Origin of the sequence: Novosphingobium sp. APW14 (assembly GCF_032337075.1) — a bacterium.
Taxonomy (GTDB): Bacteria; Pseudomonadota; Alphaproteobacteria; order Sphingomonadales; family Sphingomonadaceae; genus Novosphingobium.
The window spans coordinates 112155-137214 of the sequence record NZ_JAVYAB010000001.1; the positions used below are offsets into that span (position 1 = coordinate 112155).

The 25060-nt window shown below is 64.0% G+C and carries 23 protein-coding genes; 7 read left to right on the forward strand and 16 right to left on the reverse strand.

Annotated elements, in window-relative coordinates:
- Window positions 1-22 precede the first annotated feature (22 nt).
- Window positions 23-1957, forward strand: coding sequence for an excinuclease ABC subunit UvrC (uvrC, locus tag RQP55_RS00595; protein WP_315608234.1), 1935 nt, complete (start codon window positions 23-25; stop codon window positions 1955-1957).
- A 56-nt stretch (window positions 1958-2013) separates the two neighbouring features.
- On the opposite strand, the gene RQP55_RS00600 is transcribed toward uvrC, so the two are convergent.
- From RQP55_RS00600 to RQP55_RS00610, 3 genes are all read right to left on the reverse strand, one after another.
- On the reverse strand, window positions 2014-2907 hold the full coding sequence (locus RQP55_RS00600; RefSeq protein WP_315608235.1) for an acyl-CoA thioesterase II: 894 nt from the start codon (window positions 2905-2907) through the stop codon (window positions 2014-2016).
- Window positions 2908-3034: 127 nt separating this feature from the next.
- Window positions 3035-5140, reverse strand: coding sequence for a prolyl oligopeptidase family serine peptidase (locus tag RQP55_RS00605; RefSeq protein WP_315608236.1), 2106 nt, complete (start codon window positions 5138-5140; stop codon window positions 3035-3037).
- Window positions 5141-5309: 169 nt separating this feature from the next.
- On the reverse strand, window positions 5310-7427 hold the full coding sequence (locus RQP55_RS00610) for a sodium-translocating pyrophosphatase (protein ID WP_315608237.1): 2118 nt from the start codon (window positions 7425-7427) through the stop codon (window positions 5310-5312).
- Window positions 7428-7636: 209 nt separating this feature from the next.
- On the opposite strand from RQP55_RS00610, the gene RQP55_RS00615 reads away from it, so the two are divergent.
- Together RQP55_RS00615 and RQP55_RS00620 are read left to right on the forward strand one after the other, a co-directional pair.
- Entirely contained in the window at window positions 7637-7831 is a 195-nt protein-coding gene (locus RQP55_RS00615) for a hypothetical protein (protein ID WP_315608238.1), read from the forward strand.
- The gene (locus RQP55_RS00620; protein ID WP_315608239.1) at window positions 7828-8775 is read left to right on the forward strand and encodes a fatty acid desaturase; all 948 of its coding nucleotides are present in this window, start codon (window positions 7828-7830) and stop codon (window positions 8773-8775) included. Before RQP55_RS00615 ends, RQP55_RS00620 begins: the two co-directional genes overlap by 4 nt.
- Here RQP55_RS00620 and thiL read toward each other — a convergent pair.
- The 4 genes from thiL to hisG are packed head-to-tail and all read right to left on the reverse strand — an operon-like array spanning window position 8772 to window position 12032.
- Window positions 8772-9647, reverse strand: coding sequence for a thiamine-phosphate kinase (gene thiL, locus RQP55_RS00625; RefSeq protein ID WP_315608615.1), 876 nt, complete (start codon window positions 9645-9647; stop codon window positions 8772-8774). The genes RQP55_RS00620 and thiL overlap by 4 nt on opposite strands.
- Window positions 9644-10087, reverse strand: a complete 444-nt coding sequence (nusB, locus tag RQP55_RS00630; protein ID WP_315608240.1) for a transcription antitermination factor NusB — start codon at window positions 10085-10087, stop codon at window positions 9644-9646. The genes thiL and nusB overlap by 4 nt, the downstream gene beginning before the upstream one ends.
- The gene (gene hisD / locus RQP55_RS00635; RefSeq protein ID WP_315608241.1) at window positions 10084-11379 is read right to left on the reverse strand and encodes a histidinol dehydrogenase; all 1296 of its coding nucleotides are present in this window, start codon (window positions 11377-11379) and stop codon (window positions 10084-10086) included. Before hisD ends, nusB begins: the two co-directional genes overlap by 4 nt.
- Window positions 11379-12032 carry an ATP phosphoribosyltransferase gene (hisG, locus tag RQP55_RS00640; protein ID WP_315608242.1) on the reverse strand — a complete coding sequence of 218 codons (654 nt, stop codon included), beginning with the start codon at window positions 12030-12032 and terminating at the stop codon, window positions 11379-11381. The genes hisD and hisG overlap by 1 nt, the downstream gene beginning before the upstream one ends.
- A 46-nt stretch (window positions 12033-12078) precedes the next feature.
- On the opposite strand from hisG, the gene RQP55_RS00645 reads away from it, so the two are divergent.
- Window positions 12079-13161, forward strand: a complete 1083-nt coding sequence (locus RQP55_RS00645) for a DUF2332 domain-containing protein (RefSeq protein WP_315608243.1) — start codon at window positions 12079-12081, stop codon at window positions 13159-13161.
- On the opposite strand, the gene RQP55_RS00650 is transcribed toward RQP55_RS00645, so the two are convergent.
- From RQP55_RS00650 to RQP55_RS00670, 5 genes are read right to left on the reverse strand one after another with little or no spacing between them, the layout of a single operon-like run.
- Window positions 13139-14416: a low temperature requirement protein A gene (locus RQP55_RS00650; protein WP_315608244.1), complete on the reverse strand. Its 1278-nt coding sequence runs from the start codon at window positions 14414-14416 to the stop codon at window positions 13139-13141. The two genes, RQP55_RS00645 and RQP55_RS00650, sit on opposite strands and share 23 nt — an antisense overlap.
- Complete coding sequence (locus RQP55_RS00655; protein ID WP_315608245.1) at window positions 14409-15317, reverse strand: alpha/beta hydrolase; 909 nt, start codon at window positions 15315-15317, stop codon at window positions 14409-14411. Before RQP55_RS00655 ends, RQP55_RS00650 begins: the two co-directional genes overlap by 8 nt.
- On the reverse strand, window positions 15314-16132 hold the full coding sequence (locus RQP55_RS00660; RefSeq protein ID WP_315608246.1) for an SDR family NAD(P)-dependent oxidoreductase: 819 nt from the start codon (window positions 16130-16132) through the stop codon (window positions 15314-15316). The genes RQP55_RS00655 and RQP55_RS00660 overlap by 4 nt, the downstream gene beginning before the upstream one ends.
- A 23-nt stretch (window positions 16133-16155) precedes the next feature.
- On the reverse strand, window positions 16156-17043 hold the full coding sequence (locus RQP55_RS00665) for a pirin family protein (protein ID WP_315608247.1): 888 nt from the start codon (window positions 17041-17043) through the stop codon (window positions 16156-16158).
- The gene (locus RQP55_RS00670; protein ID WP_315608248.1) at window positions 17040-17312 is read right to left on the reverse strand and encodes a BolA family protein; all 273 of its coding nucleotides are present in this window, start codon (window positions 17310-17312) and stop codon (window positions 17040-17042) included. Before RQP55_RS00670 ends, RQP55_RS00665 begins: the two co-directional genes overlap by 4 nt.
- Before the next feature lie 38 nt (window positions 17313-17350).
- Here RQP55_RS00670 and RQP55_RS00675 point away from each other — a divergent pair, with 38 nt between their 5' ends.
- Window positions 17351-17929, forward strand: coding sequence for a J domain-containing protein (locus RQP55_RS00675; RefSeq protein WP_315608249.1), 579 nt, complete (start codon window positions 17351-17353; stop codon window positions 17927-17929).
- Here the strand turns inward: RQP55_RS00675 and RQP55_RS00680 are convergent.
- On the reverse strand, window positions 17926-18369 hold the full coding sequence (locus RQP55_RS00680; protein ID WP_315608250.1) for an SRPBCC domain-containing protein: 444 nt from the start codon (window positions 18367-18369) through the stop codon (window positions 17926-17928). The two genes, RQP55_RS00675 and RQP55_RS00680, sit on opposite strands and share 4 nt — an antisense overlap.
- A gap of 5 nt (window positions 18370-18374) precedes the next feature.
- Window positions 18375-18758 (reverse strand): DUF1428 domain-containing protein, encoded by a 384-nt coding sequence (locus tag RQP55_RS00685; protein ID WP_315608251.1) that lies wholly within the window; start codon window positions 18756-18758, stop codon window positions 18375-18377.
- Between the two features lie 231 nt (window positions 18759-18989).
- Between RQP55_RS00685 and RQP55_RS00690 the strand changes: the two genes are divergently transcribed.
- Together RQP55_RS00690 and RQP55_RS00695 are read left to right on the forward strand one after the other, a co-directional pair.
- Window positions 18990-19982 carry an AAA family ATPase gene (locus tag RQP55_RS00690; RefSeq protein WP_315608252.1) on the forward strand — a complete coding sequence of 331 codons (993 nt, stop codon included), beginning with the start codon at window positions 18990-18992 and terminating at the stop codon, window positions 19980-19982.
- 10 nt (window positions 19983-19992) lie between these two features.
- Complete coding sequence (locus tag RQP55_RS00695) at window positions 19993-20502, forward strand: thioredoxin family protein (RefSeq protein ID WP_315608253.1); 510 nt, start codon at window positions 19993-19995, stop codon at window positions 20500-20502.
- Between the two features lie 31 nt (window positions 20503-20533).
- Here RQP55_RS00695 and RQP55_RS00700 read toward each other — a convergent pair whose 3' ends face one another.
- Together RQP55_RS00700 and RQP55_RS00705 are read right to left on the reverse strand one after the other, a co-directional pair.
- A complete protein-coding gene (locus RQP55_RS00700) occupies window positions 20534-23833 on the reverse strand; it encodes an amidohydrolase family protein (protein WP_315608254.1) in 3300 nt (1099 codons plus the stop codon).
- A 97-nt stretch (window positions 23834-23930) separates the two neighbouring features.
- The gene (locus tag RQP55_RS00705) at window positions 23931-25037 is read right to left on the reverse strand and encodes a zinc-binding dehydrogenase (RefSeq protein ID WP_315608255.1); all 1107 of its coding nucleotides are present in this window, start codon (window positions 25035-25037) and stop codon (window positions 23931-23933) included.
- Between the last annotated feature and the right edge of the window lie 23 nt (window positions 25038-25060).

The window sequence follows — 25060 nt, forward strand, 5'->3', positions numbered from 1 at the left end:
GGATCGTCCCTATTGGGGGCCCATGGCCCGTGCTGGACGTCCCGATCAACCCAATGCTGCCGAGCGTTTCAACGAGGAACGCGCGACCTATACGGTTACCAGTAGCCAGCCCGATCTGGAGGCGGGAATTGCCGCGATCCGCGAGGTTCAGGCCACGCTGAAGCCCAAGCCCGGGGTTTACCGGATGCTAGATGCCCGGGGCGACGTGCTCTATGTTGGCAAGGCGCGGGCGCTGAAGAACCGGGTAGCCAATTACACCCAGGTCGATCGCCTGCCGCTGCGGCTCAAGCGGATGGTGGCCCAGACCCGTTCGATGGTGATCGTCACCACCAACAGCGAGGCTGAGGCGCTGCTGCTCGAAGCGCAGCTGATCAAGCGCTATCGCCCGCCTTACAACGTACTGCTGCGCGATGACAAAAGCTTCCCCTTCATCCTGCTGCGCGCCGAGCATGATTTTCCGCGGATCATGAAGCACCGCGGCGCGCGCAAGGCCAAGGGCAACTATTACGGTCCCTTTGCCAGCGCCGGTTCGGTCAACACCACGATCAACGCCTTGCAGAAGCTGTTCCTGCTGCGGTCCTGCACCGACAGTTTCTTTGCCCGGCGTGATCGGCCGTGCCTGCTCTACCAGATCAAGCGGTGCTCGGCCCCCTGCGTTGGCCGCATCGACGAAGCCAATTATGCCGAACTGGTGAGCGAGGCCAAGGATTTCCTGGGCGGCCGCTCCAGCGCGGTCCAGCGCAAGCTGGAAGACCAGATGGCCCAGGCGGCGGAGGCACTGGATTTTGAACGCGCCGCCATGCTGCGTGATCGGCTGCGCGCTGCAACCTTCATCCAGGGCAGTCAGGCCGTGAACGCCGAAGGGGTGGGCAATGCCGATGTTTTCGCGGTCGCCTGCAAGAGCGGGCACTTCGCGATCCAGGCCTTCTTTATCCGCGGCGGGCAGAACTGGGGCCACCGCGCCTTCTTCCCTAGCCATACCGATGGTTTGGACGAGGGCGAGGTGCTGACAGCATTCCTGGCCCAATTCTATGAAGAGGTGCCGCCGCCGCGGCTGATCCTGGTTGACCGCGCGCTGCCCGAGGCGGACCTGCTGGCCGAGGCCTTTGCCCGGCCGGCGGGGGGCAAGGTTGAGCTGTCGGTCCCGCAGCGCGGTGATCGGCGCCGGCTGATGGAGCAGGCCAGCCGCAATGCGGTTGAGGCGCTTGAGCGGCGGCAGGCCGAAAGCGGCACCAAGGCCAGGCTCAACCGCGAACTGGCGGAATTCCTTGAACTGGCCGAGCCGCCGCAGCGGATCGAGGTTTACGATAACAGCCATATCCAGGGCGCCCAGGCGCTGGGGGCGATGATCGTTGCCGGGCCGGAGGGCTTCATCAAGGGCCAGTACCGCAAGTGGAATATCAAGTCCGCCCAGACCAACGATGACTTCGCGATGATGCGCGAAGTGTTCCAGCGCCGCTTTGCCCGCGTGCAGGATGAAGATCCGGATCGCGATGGCGGGATGTGGCCCGATCTGGTGCTGATCGACGGCGGCAAGGGGCAGATGTCAGCCGCGCGCGATACGCTGGAGGACCTGGGGATCGAGGATGTCCCGTTGATCGCCATCGCCAAGGGCCCGCACCACGGCCGTGAAGGGCGCGAGGTGTTCCACTTCCCCGATGGACGCGAGAAGATGCTCCCGGTCAATTCGCCGCTGCTGTTCCACCTTCAGCGGCTGCGGGACGAGGTTCACCGCTTTGCCATCGGCGCGCATCGGGAAAAGCGCAGCCGGGCAATCACCGCTTCGCCGTTGGATGAAATTCCCGGCATCGGTCCGGCGCGCAAGCGGGCACTACTGCTGCATTTCGGCACCGCCAGCAAGGTCCGCGCTGCCAGCCTCGAAGACTTGCAGCGCGCGCCGGGCGTCAGCGCCACGGTCGCCCAGACGGTTTACGATTTCTATCATCCGGATGGGTGATAAATTGTCTGAAATCTATCATACAAGATATTGAATAATAGCAAAATATCTTAGTATCATTCTTTCGGCGCAGCACGCCGGATCATGCCTTCCTGCGCCACGCTGGCAACCAGGCGTCCGTCACGGGTGAAGATCCGTCCGCGGTTGAACCCGCGGCCGCGATCCGACCACGGGCTGTCGGTGGCATAGAGCAGCCATTCGTCGCAGCGGAAATCATCGTGGAACCAGACTGCATGGTCCAGGCTGGCACTGATCACTTCGCCGCGGGCCCAGGACAGGCCGTGGGGCAGGGCGCAGGTGCCCAGCAGGGTCATGTCGCTGGCATAGGCCAGAACTGCGCGGTGGATTGCCGGATCGTCTGGCAGCGATGCCACGGTCTTGAACCACGAATGCGAGCGCGGCGGTGCTGGCTGGGGGTTCATCCAGTGGCGCCCTTCGACCGCGCGCATCTCAACTGGGCGCGGGGTGAGGAAGTGGTGGCGGGCTTCGGGCCGGGCATGCTCGGCGAAACGGCGGCGCACGTCGGCCTCGGGCTCCAGCTCTTCGGGTGGCGGGACGTCTGGCATTTCCGCATCGCGATGCGAAAGCCCATCCTCGTGCTTCTGGAACGAGGCGGTCAGGTTAAGGATCGGCCGACCCTGCTGGCTGGCGACAACGCGGCGGTTGGAGAACGAACCGCCATCGAAATCGCGCGCGACGTTATATTCACTCGGATGCTCTTCGCTGCCGCCGCGCAGGAAATAGGCGTGGAGCGAGTGAGCGGAACGGTCTTCACCCACCGTGGCCTGGGCAGCATTGAGCGCCTGGGCGATCACTTCGCCGCCAAACACCCGGCCGATGCCACCTTTCTTGCGCCGGCCGTGGAAGTGATCCTCGCCATCGGGTTCGACGGTCAGCAGGCGCACCAGGCCGGAAACAAGGCGTTCGGGCGAGATATCGGGGATGTCCATGCCATGCCCTTTGCGGATACCACCAACGCGCGTCAATCCGGTTTTAGCCGGACGGTTAAACGGCACTGGTTGATATCCGGTGGCAGGAACAGCCGGGCGTTGGCTGGCCGTTCCTGCCCCAGGGTGCTTACTTCCCGGCCTTGGCCGCGGTGCTTGCCGCCATCTGGAACCGGGCATCAATCGCCGGCTTGCGGGCATAATCGCTGTCAGAGGGGATGTAGGCCGGATTGAAGCGGTCCGCCCACTTTTCCGCTTCGACCAGCCATTCGATATGCACCTCCTCATAAGGAAGGTTATGGGTGCCCTTGGGTTGCTCGACATAGCGGAAATCCACGCCCTCCTGCTTGCCCGAAGCCTTGAGGCGCGAGACCAGGGTCCGCGACTGCTCGATCGGGATGCGGGCGTCGCGCAGGCCCGCGACGATCAGGATCGGCGACCATGGACTATCGGTGTTGCGGGCCGATGAGATCGCCACCAGGTTGTCTGCAGTGGCCTGGAAGTTCGCGCCAAAGCTGCCGAAAGTGCCCTGGTCAAAAGCCTTCATCATCGGAAAGTCATAGACCCCGGCTCCGGCGATTGCGCACTTCCACACGTTCGGATCGCGCTGCGCGCCCCGGGCCGTGGCATAGCCGCCATAGGACCAGCCCATGATGCAGGCGCGCTTCGGATCGATCAGCCCGGTCTGGCCGAACCAGGTCAGCGCGTCATTGAGATCGTCCTGCATCCGCTGGCCGTAACCGTTGGGCTTGCGGCCTTCGAGTACGAACTGCTTCCCGTAACCGCCCGAGCCACGATAGTTCGGCTGGATAACGACATAGCCCAGTTCAGCCATCGCCTGGTGCCATGGGAAAAAGCCAAACTCTTCCTCGTCACGCACGCCGAAGGGGCCGCCGTGGGGCATCACGATAACCGGCAGGTTCCTGCGATTGGGCCGGTGGCGCGGATACGTCACAACGGCGGGGATCTCCATGCCGTCCGATGCCTTGTAGCGGATCGTCTCGGTCGGGTTCATGTCTGCATCCTGAAGCTCTGGATGGAAGTTCCCCAGGATGCCAAGATTGCCGCTGACGGTATCGTAAATGTAGTAGGTGCCCGGTTCGGAGGGCTTCGCGATAAACACCACCAGTTTGGTATAGTCATCGTTGGCCGACATGATCTGGGCGTTGCCCACGCCGAAGTCCTCATCAAAGAACTTCTGGATTTCGTTGAGCCGCCCATCGAACCAGCGGGTACGCTGCTTGTTGGTGATATAGCGTACCCCGATCAACCGGTTGTTGTCCTTGCTCGGGACCAGTCCGCTCACGTCATGGCCCGGTACTTCGAACACCGGCTTGCCGACGATTTCCATCGTCGCCATGTTGATCCGATAGACCTTGCGGAAACCATCCTTGTTGCTGGTGGCATAGGCGATGTCGCCTTCCAGCGTGAAGATATCGGGCGTGATCTGGGTGCCAGTGTAGGTCGTGTCCTTTTCGTTCGCGATGGTCTTCAGCGGTTCGTCCGGGGTCGATCGGTACATCAGCCGCTGCTTGCCATCATCATCGCCGCCAATCCCGGCGCGGATGACGCCCTTGCCATCGGCGATCCACTGGCTGACGAAAACGTTGGGCCGCTGCACCGTGCTGAACTTGCCGGTGCGCACATCAAGGTCGATCACCTCGGGACGAAATTCGTTCTGCTCGTTGCGGAACGAGGTGCGCTGCATCAGCACGCGTTCCTTGGCGTGATCGCGGTAAAGGATCTGGATCCCGTTGCCTGATGCGCCTTCCCAGGCCAGCGGCGTGAGCGCGCCGCTTTCCAGATCGTATGCAACATAGCGCAGCAGATCGGCCCGCCGGCCGCCGATGATCTCGCGCGAGGCGAGGGTGAACAGCACCGTCCGATTGCCCACCCAGGACCAGCCGCTGACAGTGCGGTCACCCGCTTCGCGGAATTCTTCGGCGCGGACAAAGAACTTGGGCGGGCTGCCCGGCTTGTTCAGATCGATGATGCCCAGATTGTCGATCCCGTTGCGGCTCATCATCACGGCGATCTTGGTGCCATCGGGCGAGATCGAGGGGTTGCGCATGAAGGGGCGTTTGCCGAACACCTCAGTTGGAGCGCGGCCCTTGATACCCTTGACCACGATGTCCGTAGCCGCCGGCGCCGAAGCCTGAGCCGCGAGCGGAGCGGACAGGGACAGGCTAAGGATGGCAGCCAGCGTGCCGCCGGCCAGGATGTTCTTTGCAAGCACTTCGGAAACCTCCCAAGGATAGCGAAACAGGTCGCTGATACCGAGAAATCTAGCCAGATGGCTGGTCTGCGCAATGGGCCAAAGGACCATTCCCCAGAAGAAAACCCCGCCCGGATCGCTCCGGACGGGGTTTCTTTCACCCTGCGGTGGGTAAGTGGGCTGGCCCCACTCAGTGACCCGCAGCCAAAGCCGCGAGCAGCAGCAGCGCGACGATATTGGTGATCTTGATCATCGGGTTTACGGCCGGACCCGCGGTATCCTTGTAGGGATCGCCCACGGTATCACCCGTGACGGCGGCCTTGTGGGCTTCAGAGCCCTTGCCGCCGTGGTTGCCGTCTTCGATGTACTTCTTGGCATTGTCCCAGGCCCCACCGCCCGAGGTCATCGAGATCGCGACGAACAGGCCGCCGACGATCACGCCAAGGAGCAACGCACCCAGCGCGGCAAAGCCGTTGGCCTGGCCGGCCACCGCCGTGATCACATAATAGACCACGATCGGGACAAGCACCGGCAGCAGCGAAGGAACAATCATTTCCTTGATTGCCGCCTTGGTCACCAGATCGACCGTGCGGGCATAGTCCGGCTTGGACTTGCCGGTCATGATGCCCTTGTCGTTGGCGAACTGGTCGCGAACGTCCTTCACCACATCACCGGCAGCGCGGCCGACGGCGGTCATGCCCATCGCACCAAACAGGTACGGGAGCAGCGCGCCGAGCAGCAGGCCGACGATCACGTAGGGGTTCTCCAGACTGAAGCTGACAACCAGGTCCGGGAAGAACTCACGCAGGTCGGTGGTGTAGGCTGCGAACAGCACCAGCGCAGCGAGGCCGGCCGAACCGATGGCATAGCCCTTGGTCACGGCCTTGGTGGTGTTGCCCACCGCGTCGAGCGCGTCGGTCTTTTCACGGACCGAATCGTCGAGGCCGGCCATTTCGGCAATGCCGCCGGCATTGTCGGTCACCGGGCCATAGGCATCGAGCGCGACCACCATCCCGGCCAGTGCGAGCATCGCGGTTGCCGCATAGGCAATCCCGATCAGGCCAGCGAGCTGGTAGGCAATGATGATGCCGGCGCAGATCACGATCGTGGGCAGGGCAGTCGATTCAAGGCTGATCGCCAGACCCTGGATCACGTTGGTGCCGTGGCCGGTTTCCGACGACTTGGCGATCGAGCGCACCGGGCGATAGTTCGTGCCGGTGTAGTACTCGGTGATCCAGATGATCAGGCCGGTGATGACCAGGCCCAGCAGCGAGCAGTAGAATAGCACGCGGCCGGTGAAGCTTACCGTCGTGTCGAGGATGGTATAGCTCATCGCGGTTTCCATGCTGCCGAGCGCATAGGAAATCGCCCACCAGATCGCGCCGATCGAAAGCACGGCAGTGACCAGGAAGCCCTTGTACATCGCACCCATGATGTTCGTGCCGCCACCCAGGCGGACGAAGTAGGTGCCGATGATCGAGGTGACGATGCAGACGCCGCCGATCAGCAGCGGCAGGGCCATCATCGGGGCGAGCATGTCACCCAGGCCCTTCAGCAGCAGCGCGGTAAGCACCATGGTGGCGCCAACGGTGACGACATAGGTTTCGAACAGGTCGGCAGCCATGCCGGCGCAGTCACCCACGTTATCGCCCACGTTATCAGCGATCACGGCCGGGTTGCGCGGATCGTCTTCCGGAATGCCTGCTTCCACCTTGCCGACCAGGTCAGCGCCGACGTCAGCAGCCTTGGTGAAGATTCCGCCGCCCAGACGGGCAAAGATCGAAATCAGCGAGGCACCGAAGGCCAGCGCAACCAGGCCATCAACCACTGTCCGGTCTTCGCCGCCAACGGTGTAGCCGGCGACGGAGGTCAGGTAGTAGTAGAACACCGCAATCGCGAGCAGCGCGAGGCCTGCAACCAGCATCCCGGTGATCGCCCCGGCGCGGAAGGCCAGGGTCAGACCGGCCTGCAGGCCGGACTGGGCCGCCGCAGCCGTGCGAACGTTCGACCGGACCGAGATGTTCATCCCGATAAAGCCGGCAACGCCAGACAGCACGGCACCGATCACGAAGCCGGTTGCCGAAATCGTGCCGAGCGTGGCGACAATGATCAGCGCAACGATAACGCCGACAATGGCAATGGTGGTGTACTGCCGCTTCAGATAGGCTTGGGCCCCTTCCTGAATGGCGGCGGCGATTTCTTGCATCTTGGCATTCCCGGCGGACGCGCCGAGAACCTGGCGACTGGTAATGAAGCCGTAGAGCACGGCTACCAGACCCAGGATGATTGCGAGCGTGACGAGATCCACGAGTTCGCTCCCCCTTTTTATCGATTGTTGTAGCCCCGCGAGTACGGGGCTGAGGGGAGGCTATAGGACGTTTTCAGGCCATGCAATCATTTCAGACCGGCTTTTCCCCGCACTGGCTTGAACCCTTTAGAAGCAGATGTTTACGGCTAGCACAAATGCTGAAAACAAGCAATATTGCGTAGAGTGATGGATTGTGGGAAGTGAACGCCATGGCTGTTGTTCTCAAGCAAGTGCTCGCCTGGATGCCCTTCTTTTTCGGCATCGGATTCATCGCCCCGCTGATCGCGCAAGTGATGGTGCAATGGGATGTGCCAGCACCATTCAACATCAGTCGGATCGCTTTTGGCCTGATCATTGGCGGCGGCTGGGGGCTGATCGCCAATGTTCGGGGGCGGTGGGCGTGACCGACCAGGTACTTCTCGCGCGCGATGCGATCGCGGAACGGGATCGCGCTGCATTTGCGCTCGGGCCGGATGGGCATGATCGCTATATCCGCCGTGACCTGCGCAAGGAAGAGATTGCGATTGCCCGCCAGTTTCACGGCGGGGCGATGTGGCCCTATGCCGTTGCGGCGTTCGGCTGCTTTGCGATCTGGCTCTCGTTCTTCCCACTTGCGATCATGGGAATGCTCAACCTGCCGCTGGCCTTTGTTCTGTCCTGCGTGTTCTGCGTGGGCGGCTATGTCACCAGTCACGAGGCCATGCATTCGAACATTGGCCGGCCCGGAAGCAAGACCCGCTGGCTGAACGAGGCGGTCGGCGCGGTCTCGACCATTCCGATTGTTTTCCCCTTTTCGATGGCACGGCTGATGCACCTTGAGCATCACTATCATTGCAACCATCCTGAAAAGGACCCGGACTATACCGACGAAGCGCCCAATATATGGGCCGCCTGGTACAAGACCTGGTACAATCGCCAGCCGGGGGTCGATGGTTCGATCCACCACTACAAGCGGATCCTGGCCGCGATGGGCACGCCGATTGCCCGCCGTGCACTGGTGGAGACGATGGTCGTGCAACTGATCTTCATGGCCACGCTCTTCACCATGGCCTGGAACGGCTATGCGATCGAAGCCGCGCTGATCTGGTGGCTGCCGCGGCACATCGGCCTCAGCTATATCCGCTTCTTCCTGTCGTGGGCGCCGCACCATCCGCGCGAGGGCAGGATGGGGCGGTATGAGAACACCTATGTGTTCAAAAGCCGGGTTGGCCATGTGCTGTCGATGGGGATGCAGTACCACATCGTTCATCACCTCTACCCTGGCATCCCGAACCATCGGACCAAGGCAGCCTATTACGCGCTCAAGCCGATCCTGAAGGCGCGCGGGGTCGACGTTTCCCCGCTTTAGCCGTGCTCATAGCCCAGATTGCCTTCCTCATCGAGCGGCCGGCCATCGAGTATGATCGGTGCCGCGCCTGAAGCTGTTGCCACGCCGATGCGGAATGCCGTGACGGACGGTTGGGCGCCTGCGGTGAGGGTGAAGAGCAACTGGTAATCCTCGCCCCAACGCAGCGCATCGGCGCGGCGCATTTCGGGGACGGCGATAGGCACGGCAGCACTGTCGATCGCGAAAGTCACGCCAGAGGCACGGGCCATGCGGCTGGCATCGAGCAGCAGTCCGTCGGAAACGTCCATCATCGCGCTGACCGCCGGTGCTAGCGCCTGACCTTCGGCCAGCAGGGCTGAAGGGCGGCGGAAGGCAGTGCTATCTGCACCGGTACTGCCGCCCAGCGCCTCGAACCCCAGCATCGCTGCGCCAACCGGGCCGGTGATCCAAAGCGCATCGCCAATCTGCGCGCCGCCGCGTGCCGGAACCGGGCGATGGGTCGCGCGGCCCAGCGCGGTCAGGCCCAACACCTGCGCGCCGGCCGCCCCGATCGTATCCCCCCCCAGCAGCGGCACGCCATAGTGCGCCAGCGCTTCGCCAAGCCCTTCAACGAACCGGGCGTCATCCACGCCGAACTGGTAGCCCAGCATTACACCCAGCGGCTCTGCGCCTTTGGCCGCAAGGTCTGACAGGTTGCTGGCAACCAGCTTCCAGGCGACATCGGCCGGATCCTGCCCGGGCAGGAAATGGATACCCTCCGCCATGGCGTCATGCGTCACGACCAGCGTTTCGCTGCCAAGGTCGAGCACGGCGCAATCGTCGGCCAACCCGCGTGCGGCGGGATGCGTGGCCAGACCACGCAGGGCGGCAATGAAGGCGGCTTCGCGGCTCAGCCGCGCACATCCTTGGCCACGGCATCAAGCACGCCGTTGACGAACTTGGCCTCGCGCGCTTCGAAGAAGGCGTGGGCGACATCGACATATTCGCTGATTGCTGTGCCGGTCGGGACGTCGGGTCGAGCCAGGAGCTCCCATGCCCCAGCGCGCAGGATCTGCAGCATGGTCCGGTCAAGACGCTCCAGCTTCCAGCCTTCGGCCAGCCGCGCTGCGAGCAGATCGTCGATTTCCTCGTACCGCGCGATCACGCCAGTCACGATTGCATCGAAAAAGACCACTTCTGCGGCGGCGTACTGGTCCCCTTCGATCTCCGCACCCAGGCGATGGCGGTGGAACTCGTCGAGCAGCGACGCCTGCGGCGTGCCTTCCATCGCGTGCTGATACAACGCCTGTACCGCGGCAAGGCGGGCTGCAGGGCGGGCTTTGGGATTGCTCATATTCCTAATCTCACTTCGATCGAGCGCGCGTGGGCGGTTAACCCTTCGGCATTGGCCAGCTCCACCGCGGCGGGGCCAACGGCATTGAGTGCCTTGGCATCAAGCTGGATGAAGCTGGTGCGCTTCATGAAATCTAGCACCGACAGCCCGGACGAGAACCGCGCGCGGCGCCCGGTGGGCAGCACGTGGTTGGGACCGGCAACATAGTCGCCCACGGCTTCGGGAGTCATCCGGCCCAGGAAGACCGAACCGGCGTGGCGGATTTTGTTGAACAGCGCCTGCGGATCGTCGGTCGCGATCTGGACATGCTCTGCGGCAAGCGCGTTGGCGAGGGCCGGGGCCTCGGCCATCAGGTCGGCCACTTCGATGATCGTGCCGTGGGTATTCCAGCTTTCGCTGGCAACCTTGGCGGTCGGCAGCATGGCCAGCTCAACCCCGATCCGGTCCGCCACGGTATCGGCGAAGCTTGGATCGTCGGTAATCAGGATCGATTGGGCCGAAGGGTCATGCTCGGCCTGGCTCAGCAGGTCGGCCGCGGTCCATTCGGGTGAGTTCTGGCCATCGGCGATCAGCAGGATCTCGCTCGGCCCGGCAACCATATCAATGCCGACCACCCCGTAAAGCTGGCGCTTGGCTTCAGCCACCCAGGCATTGCCGGGACCAACGATCACGTCGACCGGCCTGATCCGCGCCGTGCCATAGGCCAGCGCGCCCACGGCCTGGGCGCCGCCGATCCGCCAGACCTCGTCCACACCCGCAAGATGCGCGGCGGCGAGGACCAGCGGGTTGACCTGTCCCTTGGGGCTGGGGGTTACGACCACCAGCCGCTCAACCCCGGCAACCTTGGCCGGAATCGCGTTCATCAGCAGTGACGAGGGATAGGCCGCGCGGCCGCCCGGAACATAGAGCCCGGCCGCGTCGACGGCCGACCAGCGCGCGCCCATACGGACGCCGTGCTTGTCGGTTTCATCGCGGTCTGATGGCTTCTGGCCTTCGTGGAAGGCGCGGATGCGCTTGGCCGCCAGTTCCAGCGCGGCGCGCAGGTCAGGCATGAGATTGTCGAACGCCTCGCGGCAAGTGGCGGCATCGATCTGCCAGTCGGCATCGGCGGCCAGCTCGTGCTGGTCAAACTTGCGGGTCAGTTCGACCAGAGCGGCATCGCCGCGGGCGCGCACATCATCAAGGATGATCTGGACATCGCGGCTGACATTCTCATCGCTTTCGCGCCGGTCAGCCACCAGCTTGCGAAAGGCGGCGTCAAAACCGGGATCGCGGGTGTTCAGGCGCAGCATCAGGCTGCCTCCGCCGGAGCAGCCAGGGCGCGAAAGGCCTCGACCAGTGCGCCGACGCGGGCATCGGTCTTGAGCGCGGCGCGGTTGACGATCAGGCGGGCCGAAATCTCCAGGATGGTGCTGGTCTCGACCAGCCCGTTGTCCTTCAGCGTTCGCCCGGTCGACACCAGGTCAACGATCCGGCTGGCCAGGCCAAGGCCCGGGGCCAGTTCCATCGCACCGTTCAGTTTCACCACTTCGGCCTGCACGCCCATCCGTTCGAAGTGGCGGCGGGTCAGGTTGGGATACTTGCTGGCCACGCGCAGGTGGCTGCTGAGCGGCGCACCGACCTGACCGACTGGCTCGGCGACCGAGAGGCGGCAATGGCCGATCGCCAGGTCAACCGGCGCGTAAAGGTCAGGATAGGCGAACTCTTCAACCACGTCTGAACCGACGATCCCGACTTGCGCAGCGCCGTGGGCGACGAAGGTGGCCACATCGAACGCGCGCACCCGGATCACCCGCATGTCCGATGCTTCGCAGGCAAAGGAAAGGGCGCGGTTGCCCTTGTCGTGAAAGCCCGCCTCTGGCACCACACCGGCGCGGGCCATCAGGGGCAGCGCCTCGTCCAGAATGCGGCCCTTGGGCACGGCGAAGGTTAGCGGGTTCGACATAGCGCCGCGCATTAGGCGGGGCGGGCCGAAAGGGCAAGGAGTGGCTATGGCTGAAGGCTATCCGTTCATCGATATCAACGCCAAGGGCGAAGGGATCGTCGTCGCGGCCTTTGACAACCAGGTGGCCTATTGCACCAAGGCCGGGGCAACCGTGACCGCGCGGGTTGTTGCCGCCCTGCGTGATCTGCTGGAACGCGGCGAGCCGGGGCGCTTGCTTGATGCGATCCGGGTCTGGCCTGGCGCACCGCTGGCCGATGCCTTGCCGCTGCGGGTCGCGGGCGGGATTCATGCGTTGCACCTGAAGGGCGTGGAGCCGGATCTGGCGGCGATCTACGAAGACCGCGCCGGGGTGGACGATGCCGCCATCGTCGCCGCTGCAATCCGGGCGCATGAGGCGGACCTGATGCCATGGCTGGATGGCCCGCCGCAGACCAATGAAGCGGGCCGATCCAGCAATTTCATCGCCGCGATGCTGTGGCTGGCCGAACAAGGGCTGGCGCCACGGTTCGCGTGCCTCGAAATCGGCTCAAGCGCAGGGATCAACCTGATGCTGGATCGCTATCACTACGATCTGGCCGGAGTGCAGGTCGGGCCAGAGCCCGGTGCGATGCGGTTCAAGCCGGAATGGCAAGGCAATCCGCCTCCGGATCACGCAATAGAGATTGTTTCGGCCAAGGGCTGCGATGTTGCCCCTGTTGACCTGACCGATCCCGACGAGGCGCTGCGGCTTAAGGCCTTTATCTGGCCCGAACATGCCGTGCGGTTCGAGCGGATGGCCGCAGCCATTGCCGAGGCGGGCAGGTCACCGCCCAATCTGGTGCAGATGAATGCTGCCGATTTCATCGAGGCCGAACTGACTAAGCCGCAGGCAGCGGGGACCACTCGCGTGCTGATGCATTCGATCGTCTGGCAATATGTGCCAACGGAGCAGCAGGCGCGGGTCATGGCCGCGATGGAAGCGGCTGGGGCGCGGGCAACGGCCGAGCGTCCGCTGGCATGGATTGCGCTGGAAGCAAACCGGGTCCTGCACCTGCACGAACTGGTTGTCAGGTTTTGGCCGGGCGGGGGCGAGCCGGTCATGCTGGCCCTCGCTCACCCGCACGGCGCTAGTATTGACTGGCAAGCTTGAACCAGGCGACCGTATCGTCGATCCGTTCCTTCCACCCGCCGTGGTAGGAGACCCATTCCCACCCGGAAACGACTGCGAAGGCCGCAACCCCCATGCCGCCGACCTGCAGCGTGGTCAGGCCGCCCTGCCATGCCGCGAACCCGAGGCCGAGGAACAGCATGTTGCCGATCCCGTGAGACAGGGGGAAATTGCCCATCGGGTTGGAATAGCGCTTGAACAGGCCAAGCCCGGTGAGGAACAGGTTGGCCCCACCGCACATCACCAGCGCCAGCTTGCCGCCTGCGGGCTGGTCCCACATATCGAGCAGCTTTGCATCGGCCACGGCGAAGATCACGATCCCCAGCACGATCGGCATGTGCAGATAGGTATAGGCATTACGCGCGACGCGGCCGACCTCGGCATTATCGCTGATATGGTCCGACCCGCGCTTTTGCCCCAGGTCGAAATAGAGCCACCACATCAGTACCGAGGACAGGAACGCGAGGCAGAAGGCGAGCACGCGGCCAGTCACCATCGCCGCATCGGCAAAGGTGGCGCCGGTGATGATGATCCCTTCGCCCAGGGCGATGATGATGAACAGCCCGCAGCGTTCGGCCATGTGGCTGCCGGAAATGTCCCAGTCCGAGGCCTTCGATCGCCCCAGCAGCGGGACCGGGAACAGCGCGATCGGGCCAAGGTATTCGATCACCACGGCCACCAGCCACCAGGCCAGCCGCTCCTCCTCTGGCCGCAGCACCCCGATCAGCCAGAACGGCGCGGAAAAGCAAAACCATAGCGCAATTCGCACCATGTTGCGGGTATTGGCGCGCTGTTCGCGGTGCAAGACCACGGCCATGAAGGCTGTCCGCCCCAGTTGCAGCGCGACATAGCTTGCGGCGAAGAGCCAGGCATATTTGCTGAAGCCATAGGGCAGGGCGACTGCCATCAGCAGGCTCAGCGCCATCAGCGCCAACAGCATGACCCGGATCTCGAACCGTTCGGGATCGGCCCAGTTGGTGGCCCAGGTGGTGTACATCCAGGCCCACCACACCGCCAGGAACAGCACCAGCGCCTGGGCAAAGCCCAGCCAGGTCAGGTTATCCTTCAGGAAGTGCGAAAGCTGGGTGATCGCGAAAACGAAGACCAGGTCAAAGAACAGCTCCAGGAAGCTAACCGGCGCGTGTCCACCGCCATGATTGCGCAGCAGCGAGCGGCGGCTTTGCGCCTCGGCCGCAGCCAGCGCCGCGCCGATCCCCCCGCGCTGCGGCTCAGCCATGGTCGGTCCGCGCCAGGAACGCGTCCAGCGCCGCATTGACCTCGCCAGGCGCTTCCCACTGCACGAAATGGCCGCAGCCCGGCACCTGCATCAAGGTCAGGTCAGCGATCACTTCATCCAGCCCGTCTAGGTTGGCGGCGGGCAGGGCCATGTCTTCCATCGCCCAGACCACCAGCGTTGGGATGGTCAACTTCGGCAAGGCCGGTGGCTGGTATCCGGCGGGGAGCGCGTAGGGCGCGTCCATGTCGAGCACGTCCATCGGGCTGGCGCGATACCAGTTGAGCATGGCGATCGCGGCTTCGCGGTTTGCATAATCCTCCATCAACGCCGCCCGTTCGGCCGGGTCCATCTTTGGATTTTCCGGCACTTCGCCAAAGGCCTTGAGCAGCACGCCGCCCAGGCCGAACTGCTCGACCAGTTCGTCACTCGCCGGATCACGAAACACTCGGAAGTATTGGCTCGCCTGCCGCTGCTGACGGTTGGTGTAGAGCAGCTTGGGGAAGATCACCGGATGCGGCGCATTCATTACCACGGCGCGGGTTACGCGGCCATTGAGTTGGCCCATGATCGCTACACCCCAGGCAATCGCGCCGCCCCAGTCATGGCCGACCACGGTGAATGGCCCGATGCCGAGCGCATCGGCCAGTTGGAACACGTCACCAATCAGCTTGTCGGGCGTGTAGCACTCCACCCCCTTGGGCTTTGACGAACCGCGATAGCCGCGCTGATCAGGGGCGATGCAGCGAAAGCGGCCCGAAAGGTGCGCAATTTGGTGCCGCCAGGTGCGGTGGCTATCGGGAAAGCCGTGCAGGAAGAGCAGCACCGGCGCATCGCGCGGCCCGGTGTCCACCACGTCGAGTTCGATCCCATTGGCCAGCGTGACCCGGATTTGATCCATCATTCCGCCCCGTCGTTCATCCGTTCGACATAGCCGGCGGCCATGAAGCTGCCGATCTGGTCCAGCAGCGCATCGGGGGTGCGGCGGGCTTCGCCCATCGCCTTTTCCGCGCCTTCGGCCACGATGATCTCGCGCGCGCCAGCCAGCATTTCGTCAATCATCTGGGCCACGGCGACGGCCGGATCGATTCCGTTGTCGATCGCCTTGTCGGATAGGCCACGCTTCGATCCATCCGCTGTCAGGGCATTGCGCGAAACATCGGTGCGGACCGAGCCGGGGTAGATGTTGTGAACCTGCAGGCCCAGGTGCGCGACTTCGGCGCGCAGTGCGTCGGCATAGCCCGCGATCCCGAACTTGGCGGCGCAATAGGCGGTGCGCATCGGCACTCCGACCTTGCCGGCGATTGACGAGATATAGGCCAGCCGGCCCGACTTGCGCGCGACCATGCGCGGCAGGATCGCTTGCGTGAGGGCGATAGGGGCGAGCAGGTCAACGTCGATGATCCGCTCGTAGACGGCATAACCGGTTTCAACCGCCAGGCTGCGCTGGGAAATGCCGGCATTGTTGACCAGCAGGTCGATCCCACCCGACCAGTTCCAGGCCTGTTCAACCGCCGGGGCAAGCGCCGCGATGTCGGTGGTTTCAAATGGCAGGATCAGGCAATCGCCGCCGCATTCGGCGGCCACCGCTTCAAGCGCATCGAGCTTGCGGCCCGACAGGACCAGCCGCGCACCCTGCGCCGCCAGCGCCTTGGCCAGCGCGGCGCCGATTCCCGATGAAGCGCCGGTGATCCAGGCGGTCTGTCCCTTGAAGCTCATGTCTCTCTCCCTGTTGTTCTGGTTCAGCGGTTGTCGCTGTTGGTCAGCGGCACCTGCGGGATCGGGATGAACTCATCCGCGTCGCCCGGCACCGTCGGAAAGCGGCCTTGCCGCCAGTCATCCTTGGCCTGGTTGATCCGTTCGCGGCTGGAGGAAACGAAGTTCCACCAGACGTGGCGCGGACTGCCAATCGCCGCGCCGCCAAGCAGCATCACCCGCCCGCCGCGCTCGCTGGCAAGGCGCATGGCATCGCCTGGCGCGAGCACGGCCAGTTCGTAAAGTACCAGCGGCACGCCATCGATGCTGGCCTCGCCGCCCACCAGCATCACCGCGCGTTCTTCCGCCACGCTGTCCACCGGGATTGCACCGCCGGGAGCGAGCACGATCTCGGCATAGATTGTTTCGGAATGCTGGGTGGTGGGGGCGGTGTGGCCCCACAGGCTGCCCATGATCACGCGGGCGGATACGCAGCTGTCCTCAACCAGCGGCAGGCCGGTCTGCGCCTCGAATGCCGGATCAATCTCTTCCTTGCCGTCGGGCAAGGCAAGCCAGGTCTGCATCCCGTATAGCGGCTTTGCCAAATCCCGCTCCGCCGCCGGGCCGCGTTCGGAATGGACGATGCCGCGTCCGGCAGTCATCAGGTTGACCTGCCCGGGCCGGATCGTGGCAAAGGTGCCCAGGCTGTCGCGGTGGTCGATCGCGCCGTCGAACAGCCAGGTCACCGTTGCAATGCCGATATGCGGATGGGGGCGCACATCCATCGCCACGCCGGGCGGCAGGATCGCCGGTCCGAACTGGTCGACGAAGACAAAGGGACCGACCATGACCCGCCGGGGTGAAGGGAGCACGCGGCGCACCTGGAAGGCGCCAAGGTCGTGCGTCACCGGCTGGATCGTGGTCAGGATCGTCATTCGCCCGGTGCCTTTGCCTTGATCGCCAGCGCGTGGACCCGCTGGCCGGGAATGTCGCCGAGCGCGGCATTGACCAGGCGCTGGCGCTGGAGCCGCGAGACGCCGGCAAAGGCCGCGCTCTCTATCTCCACCGTAAAGTGCGATTCGCCTGAGCCGTCATCACCCAGATGGCCGTGATGCTTGGCTGAGTCGTTCAGCACGGCAAGGTGGGTGGGCGCAAAAGCGGCGGTGAGCAGAGCCTCGATTTCGGTCGCAATGGGGGTGTTCATGGCTTCCCTTCTACCCGAACAATCGCCATGTGGAAGCGGTGAAGCACGATCGTTTTCATGGCCGGGTACAGAATGCGCAGCGCGGCTGCATGGCGCCGGGGTGCGGTGAACCCGGCGAATTCCGCGCACCCGGTGAACGCCGCCCGGGATTTGATGGCCCCGGTGACTACCGCTGGTTCTGCCTTGATCACGTGCGCGATTTCAACGCCGGTTATGATTGGTTCGCCGGAATGACCCCAGAAGAGATCGTCGCCGCCCAGAACCCGGTGCACGGCTGGGAGCGTGAGACCCGGGCCTTCTCCCCCACGGCGGGGATCGATGCCGCCCCGCGCTGGGCCGATTTTCGCGATCCGTTGGAAGCGATCAGCGGGCGGGCCAGGACACGCAAACCGGCGCAGCGGCAAGATGGCCGGGCGGTAACTCCGGACGAGCGCCGTGCGCTTGATGTGCTGGGGTTGGCGCTTGACGCCAGCCGCAGCGACCTGCGCAGCCGCTATTCGCAGCTGGTCCGCAAATATCACCCAGACCGCAACGGCGGCGACCGCAGCTTTGAAACGCGCTTGCAGGAAGTGGTCGAAGCCTATCAGCTGCTGCGCAAGGCCGCTGCTTTCGCCTAAGCCTGGCACAGAGCCTTGAGCTGATCGGCGCAGGCGCTCCAGCCTTCATCAAAGCCCATGGCGCGGTGCTCGGTCATCGCTTCCTCGCTCCAATGCCGGGCGCGGGCGGTATAGCGGGTGCCATCAGCTTCCGGTTCAATCTCCCAGATCCCGATCATGAACGGCGCGTTCGGCACCAGATCGCCGGTGATGGCGTCGGTGCTGGCGATCCGCCTGCCGTGATCCCAGGCCAGAAGCAGGCCCGGATGTTGGTGCAGTTCTCCCTGCGGACCATACATCGTGGTGTGGATTGCCGCTCCGGCCCGGCGCTCGCCCCAGTCCACCTCGGCACGCCAGGGCAGGGGGCACCACCATTCGTTCGTGCGGTTGGTCAGCACGTCCCAGACCTTTGCTGGTGGCGCGGCAATCAGGCGAGTGACCGAGAGTTCATGGGCAATCATGCGGTTCAGACCTTCATATCAACAATAGGCACGAATCCGCCAAAGATCAGGCGCTTTCCGTCGAACGGCATCGGGTTCCTGGCCGGGTCCATTCGTGGATCCACCTTGGACGAATCATTCATCATCTCGGTCATCCGCGCCATGGCGGCATCGCGCGTGGCCTTGTCGGGCCATTCGATCCACGAGAAGAGGACTTCCTCATCCTCTTTGGCCTGTACAGCCATGCGAAAGTCGGTGGTGTGACCGGGTTGGACATCGTCGCCCCAGCATTCGACCACGCGAAGCGCCCCCATTTCGATGAAGACAGCATCACCCTCGCGGGCATGAGCAATGAATTTGTCCCGATTGGCACGCGGACAGGCGATCACGAATCCGTCGACATAGGTCATAATGCGGCTCCTTATCACAAACACGTCAAGCAAAGCGCCCATCTGCGGCGGCACAAGACCAAATCGATGGATCGAGGTCTGCTGCGGCTACTTAGTGGGCAAGCTGAGCGCGGGATCGGTTGGTATCTGCGCGACTGGAACCTGGGGTGGAGCATGGCGGCGATTGAGTCGCTGATTGCAACGCATTCCTTATTGCAGCGCTGCGCGCGCCCGTATAGGCGATGGGGCGTCATGACCGATATTCCCAACATCCAGCTCGACACCAGCGGCAACACCATCCTGCCCGCGCCCGACATCGAACTCGACGTGCGCGAGACGTTCGGGATCAATATTGATATGAAGGTTCCGGCCTTCTCGGTTGCCGATGAACGCGTGCCTGACCGCGATGACAGCTATGTTTTCGATCCGGACACCACGCTGGCGATCCTGGCAGGCTTTGCCTTCAACCGCCGCGTGATGGTCCAGGGCTATCACGGTACCGGCAAGTCGACCCACATCGAACAGGTTGCCGCACGCCTTAACTGGCCCTGCATCCGCATCAACCTCGATGCGCACATCAGCCGGATTGACCTGATCGGCCGCGATGCGATCGTGCTGCGCGATGGCCTGCAGGTGACCGAATTCCGCGAAGGGCTGCTGCCCTGGGCGCTGCAGCACCCGGTGGCGCTGGTGTTCGACGAATACGATGCTGGCCGCCCGGACGTGATGTTCGTGATCCAGCGCGTGCTGGAAACCGAAGGCAAGCTCACCCTGCTTGACCAGAACCGGGTGATCCGCCCGAATAAGAATTTCCGCCTGTTCGCCACGGCCAACACTGTGGGTCTGGGCGATACCTCGGGCCTTTATCACGGCACCCAGGCGATCAACCAGGGCCAGATGGACCGCTGGAACATCGTCGTCGGTCTGAACTATCTCCCCGCCGCGGTGGAGAGCGAGATCGTGCTCAAGAAGGTTGCCGGCGTGCCCGACGATACGGTGGACAAGATGGTCAAGGTTGCCGACCTGACCCGCCAGGGTTTCATCGGTGGCGACATTTCCACCGTGATGAGCCCGCGCTCGGTCATCACCTGGGCCCAGAATACCGAGATCTTCAAGGATCCTGGCTTCGCCTTCCGCCTCTCGTTCCTGAACAAGTGCGATGAGACCGAACGGATGCTGGTGGCCGAATACTACCAGCGCGTGTTCGGCACCGACCTGCCGGAAAGCGTGGTCGGCAAGGCTTGAGGTCTCGGGCGTGAGCCTGGCTTGCTTCGCCCCCTTGCTGCTGGTGCAGGCTGCACCGGCGGACACGGGGTGCAAGGCGAGCCTGCCTGAAAAGCCGGCCGCGGCCGCCGCAGCGCTGTCGTTCTATGATCCCAAGGCTGATGCCCGCACCGATGTGGAACGGGCGCTGACCGATGCCGCGCAGGCCGGTCGCTCCGCCGTGCTCGTATTCGGGGCGGACTGGTGTCACGATAGCATCGCCCTGGCCCTGGTGCTGACGTCGGACGGCTTCAAAACCGAATTCGGCCCCGGCTATTCGGTCACCTTCATCGATGTCGGCGTTCCCCAGCGCGGCAAGGGTCGCAACATTGATCTGCTGGCGCGCTTCAAGGTCAAAGAGCTCAAAGGCACGCCGGCGATGTTCGTGGTCCGGCCGGACGGCACGCTACGCAACAAGCGCAAGGACGCACTGTCCTGGCGCAATGCCGAAAGCCGCGGTGCCTCTGCCACGCTGGAATGGTTTCGGAAGCTGAACCGCTGATTGCCTCCCCGCAAGCGGGGAGGCCACCAATTTATCCGTCGTCCTGATCCGCATGGGCGGTTGCGCCGCCGCCGGCCGGTCCGGCATAGCCAGCCCCGCCGTCCTTGCCTTCCCACCAATAGGCGGGACGCTTGCGGTTTCCGGTCAGCTCTTCGTTGAGCGTCGCGGCATCAAGCAGGCGGCCACCGATCATGACCTTGCTGACCTTGTCCGAATTGCGGATGTCCTTGGTCGGGTCGGCATCCAGCACGACCAGGTCTGCCAGTTTGCCGGGTTCCAGGCTGCCGACATCGGCATCGTAACCCAGGCTGCGCGCGGATTCGATCGTGCCCGCGCGCAGGGCTTCAACCGGGGTCATCCCACCGCGCACGAAGGACCACAGTTCCCAGTGCGCGGCGATGCCGGGTTCCTGGCCGTGCGCACCGATCGAAACCGGCACGCCCAGCCGCGCCAGCTTGGCGGCTTCACGGGCGCTGTCATCGTCCTTGTAGTCTTCATCGGCGGCAATGGTCCGCCGCGCATTGTTGGCCGCAAGGATCGCAGCCGGTTCGTGCTTTTGCAGCAGCGGGTGCTTCCAAACATCGGTGTGCGAACGCCAATAGGGATCGCCCGCCGGGCCGCCATAGGTCACCACCAGGGTGGGGGTGTACCCGGTCTTCGACTGGCTGAAGAACTGAAGCACGTCGTTGTAGAACACGCCCAGCGGCAGGTTGTGCTCAACCGTGGTGTTGCCATCGGCGATCAGGGTCATGTCGAAGCCAAACAGCGAGCCGCCTTCAGCCACCGAACGCATGCCTTCAGCCAGAGCCGCCGCGGTTACCTGCTGGCGCTGGTCGCGGCGCGGCTGGTTGTAGTTCTTCAGGCTGTGTGCGCCCTGCGCCTTCAGGCGGCGGACATGGGCCAGCGCATCGTCATAGCTGTCGATCTGCGCATAAACGCCCGCTGCCCGTGCACCATAGACGATCTCAGCCGTGGAGAAGCTGCGCGGGCCAATGATCTGGCCGGCGCGGGTCATCTCCAGCGCCGGGAAGACCGAGCGGGCGCTGCTCGACGGATCGTGCCGGGTGGTTACGCCCAGCGCGAGGTTGATCATCTCGGCCCAGTTGGCCTGCGGCGTGATTTCGTCAACGCCGTAAGGACCGTGGGCGTGTGCATCGATCAGGCCCGGAATCACGGTCTTGCCGGTGGCATCAAGCGTTGGTGTCCCGGTCGGGATCGCAACTTCGTCGCGCTTGCCGACGGCCTTGATCCGGTCACCTTCGATCAGGATCACGCCATCGTCGATCGCGCCGCCATCGACACCCTTCATGGTCACCACGCGCGCGCCGACGATCGCCACCGTGCCCTTGGGCTTGTCGGCCGTCACCTTCATCGACAGCGAGACGCCGGTCTTGGGCGGGTCGAACTTGGCGGGCTTGGCACCCTTGGCCAGCGGCGCATCGGCAAACAGCGCCGTGGTTGCCGCGCTGAACACCGTCGGCCCGAGCGACCAGTTCACCCGCTTGCCGCCTTCGCTCCAGTGGATCCAGTCGGCCCCGTCAGCGCTGATCTTGACCACCGGCAGCGCGCCGCCCTTGGGTGACAGCGAGACCTCCTGCGTGCCCGGCACCAGCGGGGTGACAAAGCCCTGATAGTTCTGGCGGAAGGCCAGGAATTTGCCATCGGGCGAGACGCGGTAGTCGTTGACCAGTTCGCCCTTGGCGTGAACGCGGCGAGTTTCACCGTTCAGGTCCAGGCTGACCAGGCGGCTTTCCTTGGCATCGCCTTCCATCACGAAAACGCGATCATTGGCGGCGCCGAACTGCGGGTTGCCGCCGTTGTCAGTGATGCGGGTCAGCGCGCCGCCAGTCGCAGCCACGCGGTAAACGCCAGGTTCGGCCGAGGCGCGCGGGCTGGTGAGGTAGCCGCCGCGGTCCTTCTCGAAGACCACGGTCTTGCCATCGGGTGAGAAGCGCGGGCGGGCATAGTGGCCGGCCGGGGTGATCGCGGTCGACTTGCCGCCGCTCGAAGCGATAACCCGCACTTCGCCCAGGCCCGCATCGGTCCAGCGGACATAGGCCAGCTTTTTGCCGTCAGCCGACCACGCAGGGTAGGCCTCCATCGCAGCATCATCCTTGGTTAGGCGACGCGGTTCGCCCCCGGACATCGGCTTGATCCAAAGCTTGCCCAGCGTTTCGAACACCACCGACTTGCCATCGGGCGAGACGCTCGCCCCGCGCGGCATCTTGGTTTCGAAGCTGTCCGGCGCCACGGCCACGGTTGGACGTGGCGGATCGATCAGGCCGCGGGTGTCGGAGATCTTGAACGGGATCACCGCGCTCTTGCCCGTTGCCAGATCAAGCCGGTTGAGCTTGCCGCCGGCCCAGACGACCAGACTGCCCGAATCCGGGGTCCAGGCCATGTTCGGATAAACGCCGGTCACGGCCCAGGTTTCCTGCATGTCCATGTCGAGCGCGTCATAGACCTTGCGGTCTTCGCCAGTGGTCAGGTCACGAACATAGAGCCGCGGCTTGGTCGCTTCGCGGCGAACATAGGCGATCTTCTTGCCATCGGGCGAGGGGGTCGGGCGGACCGCACCGCCTTCGCCACCGATCACGCTTTCGATCTTCCCGCTGTCCAGGTCGTACCGCTCGATCGCGAACAACTGGTTGTTGCTGTCCTGCGCATATTCGAAGATTGCACCCGGCGTGGTGTTGCGGGTGTAGTAGACGTGCTTGCCATCGGGGGCGAAGATCGGTTCGCCCAGTTCCTTCTGGTGCTGCTCGTTCGGCCGCTTGACCAGCAGCACGCCGTCACCGCCGGAAACGTGATACATCCAGACCTCGCCCGTGCCGAGCGAACGGCCCGTGGTGAAGTGCTTCTTGGCGACGATGTACTGGCCGTCGGGGCTCCAGCTTGGTTGGTTGAGCAGGCGGAAGCTCTCGTTTGTCAGCTGGCGCTTGTCGCTGCCATCGCGGTTCATGATCCAGATGTTGTCGCCGCCGCCGCGATCAGAGGTAAATGCGATCCGCTTGCCATCGGGGGAGAACCGCGGCTGGGTTTCATAGGGCAGGCCTTCCGAAATCCGCGTCGGCGTGCCGCCGGTGATCGGCATGGTGTAGATGTCACCCAGCAGGTCAAAGGCGACGGTCTGACCGTCAGGGCTGACGTCGAGGTTCATCCAGGTGCCTTCCTCGACCGTGATCGGCACTTCGCGCACCTTCATGCCCGGCGGGGCGGAAACGTCCCACTTCGGGGCTTCCTTGGCCTCGTCAGCCATGGCTGCGGCGGGCAGGGCGGTCAGGCTCAGCGCCAGGGCAAGGCGCGAGGCAGTACGGGCAACGGTCTTCATCGGTGGAATCTCCCCAGTCTGGCCCCGGACTTTCAGCCCGGGGCCAGCACTGTCAATCAGCGCTTCGGCGAACGACTTTAACGGCGGACGAGCGTCCTCAGTCGTTCGGGGTAACCAGGTATTTCTCGCCAGTCCGGCGGGCATTGTACATGCTGACGGCATCCTTGGTCAGCATGTCCTCAAGGTTGCCCTTGCGGGCATAGTGGCTGGCGAAGGTGGTGGTCAGGTCCTTCATCACGCGGGTGCGCATCCGCCCGACGATTTCCATGCCGGCCTTCATCATGAACGGCGTCAATAGCCAGCCGGCTAGGTCCCAGGTCAGGCCAAAGGCGCGGTTGAGGATCGTGGGGCCCAAGTCGAGCGCGCCATAGATGTAGACCTTCTTCGGCTCGGAAGAACCATAGCGGCTAAAGGCTGCACCGCGGCTGGCCGCGGCTTCCATTGCCGAGAGGAACTGGCTGGCAACCGTGCCGCCGCCAATCGGATCGAAGCCGATCATCGCCTTGGTTTCGGCAATCGCGTCGATCAGCTTGGGCATGTAATCGGCGTCGTTCATGTTAAGCACGTGCGTTGCGCCCAGGTCCTTGAGCAGCTTCACCTGCGCATCGGAGCGGACGACATTAACCAGCGGAATGCCATCTTCCTGGCAGATCTTGACCAGCATCTGGCCAAGGTTCGATGCAGCAGCGGCGTGGACGATGCCGGTGAAGCCTTCCAGCTTCATCGTCTCGACAAAACCCAGCGCGGTCATCGGGTTGACGAAAGAGCTGGCGGCCTGTTCGGCGGTAACATTATCATCAACCGGGAAGGCCATTTGTGCTTCGGCGATGGCATAGGTGCCATAGGCCGTACCGGGGACACAGGCGATCCGCTTGCCCATCAGGTGCTCGCAACCTTCGCCGGCTGCAACCACGATGCCGGCGGCTTCGTTGCCGGCCGGCATGGCCATCCCATGGCGGGCCTTGAAGGCACGGGTCGCCGCTTCAGGCATCTTGGCCACGACCTTGCCGGTGGTATAGACCGCATTGTCGGTATCGGCGCTGGCGAAGAGCAGGCCCAGGTCCGACGGATTGATCGGGGTGGCTTCGACCTTGATCAGCACCTGGCCGGGCTTGGGATCGTCCCAGGTTTTGTCGTTCAGCTGAACCGTCAGCGTGCCATCGGCATCAAGCTGGGTGGTAAGTTGCTTGCCGGTAAAGGCCATTGGTCGTCTCCCGAATCCTTGGT